The sequence below is a fragment of the Variovorax sp. 20P10.2.4 genome (genome assembly GCF_058244205.1).
Map to the genome: position 1 here is coordinate 1 of NZ_JBZAYE010000874.1, position 2,466 is coordinate 2,466.

Annotated in this window: 2 protein-coding genes and 1 pseudogene; all 3 read right to left on the minus strand. The window is 71.5% G+C overall.

Going from position 1 to position 2,466, the window contains the following annotated elements; translation table 11 throughout:
- A pseudogene (locus AC27VN_RS38800) lies at positions 1-419 on the minus strand (xanthine dehydrogenase molybdopterin binding subunit); the annotation flags it as partial.
- Between the two features lie 4 nt (positions 420-423).
- Complete coding sequence (gene xdhA / locus AC27VN_RS38805) at positions 424-2,076, minus strand: xanthine dehydrogenase small subunit (protein ID WP_490880112.1); 1,653 nt, start codon at positions 2,074-2,076, stop codon at positions 424-426.
- 201 nt (positions 2,077-2,277) lie between these two features.
- On the minus strand, positions 2,278-2,466 hold a 189-nt coding region (locus tag AC27VN_RS38810), incomplete at its 5' end, for a nucleotide-binding domain containing protein (RefSeq protein ID WP_490880113.1).

A 2,466-nucleotide genomic window follows, 5' to 3' on the forward strand; every position in this document is an offset into this window, starting at 1 on the left:
GGCTGGCCCAGGTAGCGGATCTCGCCGCCGTCCCTCACGGACAGCAGGATCGGGTCGTCGTGGATGATCGAGCCGCAGTCGTTGGTGCCCGGGATGTCGTCGGCCGTGAGCACCGACACCACGCCCGGCATGGCGCGGATGGCGTCGAGCGAGAGCGCCGTGACGCGCCCGTTGGCCGCGGGCGACAGGCCCAGCGCGCAGTGCAGGGTGCCGGCGATCTCGGGGATGTCGTCGATGTAGGTGGCCTCGCCGGCCACGTGCAGGTGCGCCGATTCGTGCGGGCGGCTGATGCCCACGCGCACGCCCTGGTCGTGGGCGAGCGCCTCGGCACCCTGGTCGATGCGGGCGGCGGTGTTCTTCAGGTAGTCGGCAAAGGCCTCTGCGGGTTGCAGCAGGCGGGCATCGAGGGGCTTGTTCATGGTCTCAGACTCCTTGCGCGGCCGGCTTGGCGGTGGCGGCGTGCGGCATCACGCTCCAGACGCTGGTGGCGCTGCCGGGCAGCGCATCCTCGGCCCGGGTCTCGAGCCACAGGCGCTGGATCAGGTTCTGCGCCACCTGCATCCGGTAGTCGGCCGAGGCGCGCATGTCGGACAGCGGCTTGAAGTCCTGCGCCAGCGCCAGCTTGGCGGCATTCACGCTGGACTGGGTCCAGGGCTTGCCGACCAGCGCGGCCTCGGCCTGCGCCGCGCGCTTCACGGTGGCGGCCATGCCGCCGAAGGCCAGGCGCACGGCCTTCACCCTGTTGCCGCCGGGCTCGAGCTCGAGCGCGAAGCCCGCGCACAGCGCCGAGATGTCGCAGTCGAAGCGCTTGCTGATCTTGTAGGCGCGCACCTGGCGGCGCATCGCGGCCAGCGGCAGCCACAGGCCCTGCACGAATTCACCGCTCTGCAGCTGGTTCTTCATGTAGTCGACGTAGAAGTCGGGCAGCGGCATGCGGCGCACGTCGGCGCCGCGGCGCAGCTCGATCTCGGCGTCGAGCGACATCAGCACCGGCGGCGAGTCGCCGATCGGCGAGCCGTTGGCGACGTTGCCGCCCATGGTGCCCGCGTGGCGGATCGGCGGCGAGGCGAAGCGCAGCCAGACGTCGGCCAGGCTGGGCACGCGCTCGACCAGCGCCGCGAAGGCCGATTCGAGCGAGGCGCCCGCGCCGATGTAGAGGTGCTCGTCGCGGACCTCGATGGTCTTGAGCTCGGGCACGTCGCCCAGGTAGATGATGTCGCCGAGGTCGCGGAACTGCTTGTTGACCCACAGGCCCACGTCGGTCGAGCCCGACAGCAATTGCGCGCGCGGCTTCTGCTCGCGCAGCGCGGCCAGCTGCTCGAGCGAGCGCGGCGCATGGAAGCGGTCGATGCGCGCGCCCAGCGGGGCCGCGTACTCGAAGCCCGGAGCGTCGGAGGGCGGGTTCAGCGCGGTGAGCGCGGCCACCACCGCGCGGCTGTCCAGCCGCACCGGCGGCAGGTCGAACATGCGCTGGCCCGCGTCGAGGATCGGGCGGTAGCCGGTGCAGCGGCACAGGTTGCCCGACAGGTCGTCGGCCAGCTGCTGGCGCGAGGGCTGCGTGCCGCGCGCCTGGTGATGTTCGTAGGCCGACCACAGCGACATCACGAAGCCCGGCGTGCAGAAGCCGCATTGCGAGCCATGGCAGTCGACCAGCGCCTGCTGCACCGGGTGCAGGCAGTGCACGGGGTGCGGGCGCTTGTCGCCCTCTTGAAGCGCGGGGGCCGGGGCTGCCTGCGCAGCCTGGGACGACTGGCACTGGTCCTTGAGGTCCTCGACCGTGAACAGCGCCTTGCCGTTGAGCGTGGGCAGGAACTGGATGCAGGCATTGACCGTCTGCAGCCGCAGGCCGCCGACCGCGTCGGGCGCGCCGGCCTCGGCCAGCTCGCCGATCACCACGGTGCACGCACCGCAGTCGCCCTCGTTGCAACCCTCCTTGGTGCCGGTGCAGCGCGCGTCCTCGCGCAGCCAGTCGAGCACCGAGCGGGTCGGGTGGACGCCGCTGACGTCGACGACCTGTCCGCGATGGAAGAATCGGATGGGCTGGCTGGGGCTGTGGCTGCTGCTCTCGGTACTCATGCTGTCGTGCTCGTGGGGTGGCGCGTGGTGGCCAGGCCTGGACGTTAGCGGCTTGCGCCGCCGCACGCATACCGTGGTGCCCATATTGCGTATGCAGGGCCCGGTATGCGACGTACGGGGAAACCCTGGATTCGGGGCAATTCTCGTGCCATGGGGGCGCGGGCGCCATGGCCGCGCCGAAAAAACAGGCGTGACGCCCGCTCAGCCGGCGGTGCCGTGCACCAGGCGCTCGAACACGTCCTGCGACCCCATCTGCCCGCCCTTGAGCATGATCTCGACCCCGTCGAGCCCCGGCGCCTCGCTGTGCAGCCGGCACAGGGCGGTGCCGGGCGCGAGCTGCGCGAGGTAGGACAGGCCCCAGGCGTCGAGCGCGCCGACGGCGAGGCTGGA